Source organism: Acinetobacter sp. 251-1 (assembly GCF_030329305.1).
In the GTDB taxonomy this organism is placed as follows: Bacteria; Pseudomonadota; Gammaproteobacteria; order Pseudomonadales; family Moraxellaceae; genus Acinetobacter; species Acinetobacter piscicola_A.
Window position 1 is genome coordinate 1 of sequence record NZ_JACANS010000047.1, and the last position, 3,170, is coordinate 3,170.

General features: G+C 32.2%; 3 protein-coding genes. All 3 read left to right on the top strand.

The window, feature by feature from the left end; translation table 11 throughout:
- Positions 1-313 precede the first annotated feature (313 nt).
- The 3 genes from HX129_RS17590 (at position 314) to HX129_RS17600 (ending at position 2,637) form a co-directional block, all read left to right on the top strand.
- A complete protein-coding gene (locus HX129_RS17590; protein WP_286436391.1) occupies positions 314-970 on the top strand; it encodes a TetR/AcrR family transcriptional regulator in 657 nt (218 codons plus the stop codon).
- 124 nt (positions 971-1,094) lie between these two features.
- The gene (gene argF, locus HX129_RS17595; protein ID WP_174492505.1) at positions 1,095-2,015 is read left to right on the top strand and encodes an ornithine carbamoyltransferase; all 921 of its coding nucleotides are present in this window, start codon (positions 1,095-1,097) and stop codon (positions 2,013-2,015) included.
- A gap of 151 nt (positions 2,016-2,166) precedes the next feature.
- Positions 2,167-2,637: a hypothetical protein gene (locus HX129_RS17600; protein ID WP_174492504.1), complete on the top strand. Its 471-nt coding sequence runs from the start codon at positions 2,167-2,169 to the stop codon at positions 2,635-2,637.
- Positions 2,638-3,170 lie beyond the last annotated feature (533 nt).

Genomic DNA, 3,170 nt, shown 5'->3' on the forward strand with positions numbered 1-3,170 from the left:
GTACCGATAATTTGTAATGGTTTTTCCACTTCCAGTGCTTGTCTAAATCTTAAGCCTGCAGACGTTTCTTGTGTCATGTTCCTTTCCACAGTGGTCTATCTATTTATCGAGGTTTGAGTATATCCATAAAAATTTACTCCGCCATGACTTTTTAGGGGAAAAGCTCTAAAACTTTAGTCAAAGAATTAATGAATTTATATTCATTATTTTAATTGTAGTATTTCATGACAAAATAAAGCCTATATTTATCAACAGAAATTTCTTGACTTCTTTGCTATAATCATGACAAAGATTCTGTATTTCGATTATTTTTATGCAAAAACATTTCGCAGAAATTAACGCTATAAGTTGTGGTGAACAACCACAAACTCGCCGAGGTCAACAACGGCGGTTAGCGCTTTTATTGAGTGCGAATGAATTATTTTTAGAACATGGTTACGAAGCTGTATCTTTAGATGATATTGTGAATCATGCAGGTGGCTCTAAAACCTCTATTTATAAATATTTTGGTAATAAAGAAGGTTTATTTACCGCAATTTGTGATTATCGTCGTGACTTATTCTTTAAAGATATTTGTGCTTGTTATAATTCAGAAGAAGATCATTTACGCCATTATCTTGTTCAAATCTTAATTAATTTTTATCTTCATCTTAAAAAACCCGAAAATATTGCCTTTATTCGACTTATTATCGAACAAGCTCAAAAAAATCCCAATTTAGCCTTATATATTCATGAAAAGGGAGCGCATTATATTCAATTAACTATTGCAAAAGCTTTAGAGCATTCACATGCTCAAGGAATATTAAACTGCACTAATCCATATAGCTCTGCCATGATGTATTTTGGTATTTTAAGAGATTTTGAGTGGCGTGTTCTGATGGGCTTAGAAGTAGATAAACCCGAACAAGAAGTCATCAAACATATCGAATATTGCGTTGATCACTTTCTAAAAGGTCATCAAAAAGTCTAGTTTTTTTGCATTTCAACATTCTTATAGTATATTAGAAAATTCTTCTTTGTTTTTAATCAACCAACAATGAATTGTTGGTCAATCTCCTTATTGGTTTTGGCTATACAATTATTGTGGAGTAACCATGGCTCTACGACATTTTCTAACACTACGTGACCTATCTACTGCTGAATTGAACCGCATTATTGAGCGTGCTCAAGAACTGAAGCGAAAACAACATAACAATGAAACATTCCAACCCTTTGTTGGTAAAGTCATGGGAATGATTTTTGAAAAGTCGAGTACGCGAACACGTGTTTCTTTTGAAGCAGGTATGAGCCAATTTGGTGGAAGTGCGATTTTCTTATCTTCTCGTGATACACAATTGGGTCGCGGTGAGCCAATCGAAGATTCGGCACGTGTGATTTCAAGTATGTTAGATATCGTGATGATCCGTACGTTTGGTCATGACATCGTAGAGCGTTTTGCTGAATATTCAAAAGTTCCTGTCATTAATGCCTTAACTGATGACCATCACCCGTGCCAATTATTAGCTGATATTCAAACTTTTGTTGAACACCGTGGTTCAATCCAAGGTAAAACTGTTGCTTGGATTGGCGATGGCAATAATATGTGTAATTCTTATATTGAAGCTGCGCACATGTGGGGCTTTAAACTCAAGATTGCATCTCCAAAAGGCTATGAACCTAAGGATGAGTTTTTATCTGAATTTGGGCATTGTGTTGAACTTGTTGATTCTGCTGAAGATGCTGCTGTAAACGCTGACCTAATTGTCACTGATGTTTGGGCAAGTATGGGGCAAGAAGAAGAGCAAAAAATCCGTGAAAAAGCCTTTGCAGACTATCAAGTTAATGAGAAATTAATGGATTTAGCTCATCCTGATTGCTTATTTATGCATTGCCTCCCTGCACATCGTGGTGAAGAAATTTCTGAAAATATGCTTGACCATAAAAATGCTGTGGTTTGGGACGAAGCAGAAAATCGTTTACATGCACAGAAAGCTTTAGTTGAATTTTTAATTAATGAAAATTTAAAAAAAGTATAAGCATTTAACATACTTTAAAAAGGCTTTGTAAATCAAAGCCTTTTTTTTTGCAACGACTCAAAAAACAATAATACTTGAAACTTAACTTTTCACACTAGTATTCATCTCTATATTGCATATAATAAAACCATACTTTGAATAAGACTTAATTATGAAACTTACAACAATTTTGCTCAGTTCTAGCCTTTTGATCGGCTCATTTTCCACCGCTATCCAAGCGACTGAACTTGATGATTATTTAGTTCAATACAAAATCGTGGATGCCAATTATAAAATCAAAAACAACCAAAGATTAAAAGACGTTCTCAGTTATTTAAGTGATGAAGACTCTCGGACTTTGCCTTTACAAATTGATCAAAACACGTTGATTGAAAAATTACGTTTACACCCAAATTACATTGAAATTGAAGGCATTATTACCTCACCTGATTTTAAACAATTTAGCCAAGATATGAGTTCACAAGAAATTAAAAAACTATTTACGGATAATCTCACAAAAAATTGCGCTCATTTATTTGAACATCAATTTCAACGTGTAAATCCGTATGAAGTACGTATGAAATTATCGACTGATGACAAACAATATTCTGTTGAATTGAAGAATTCTTCTTGTCAATTTTGAACTGACAATAATGTGGGTTTTTCTGTGAAATCATTATCTTTGGCCACAGAAAAACTTTGGCATTAAAAATTATTATGCACTAGAACGCCCTTGCTTAGGTGAGGGTTTTCATACCATTATTTGCATTACGTAAAATATATTTTTAATGATTAATTATACAAAAAAATATAGTGAAATAGAATCTTTATTCATATATTTAATACAACCCAAAGCATTAATATTCATTTAAATAAAACCATTATATTACAATATAAAAAAATCAAGTCATACCAATTTATTTAAATTTATTACCCCACTTATTCATCATAAATATATTAAAAAATTTAATGAAAAATATCTATAACACCTATAACCATCATAGGCTAGTAGTTAATATTTTAATTTATTTAAGAAATCTAAATATCCATCAATGTACATAGATAAAAAATCATATAGTCACAAATTTTTACCTTAACTCGGCTTTGTTGCACAAACCTATCTGTAAAGGCTTTTTCAGCGATATAATTTTCAAATGAAGAAGCCTACACACAAAA

What these genes read in the sequence shown, in the direction of transcription:
- HX129_RS17600 (WP_174492504.1), top strand. Translation starts at nt 2,167, where the DNA reads ATGAAACTTACAACAATTTTGCTCAGTTCTAGCCTTTTGATCGGCTCA.
- HX129_RS17590 (WP_286436391.1), top strand. Translation starts at nt 314, where the DNA reads ATGCAAAAACATTTCGCAGAAATTAACGCTATAAGTTGTGGTGAACAA.
- argF (WP_174492505.1), top strand. Translation starts at nt 1,095, where the DNA reads ATGGCTCTACGACATTTTCTAACACTACGTGACCTATCTACTGCTGAA.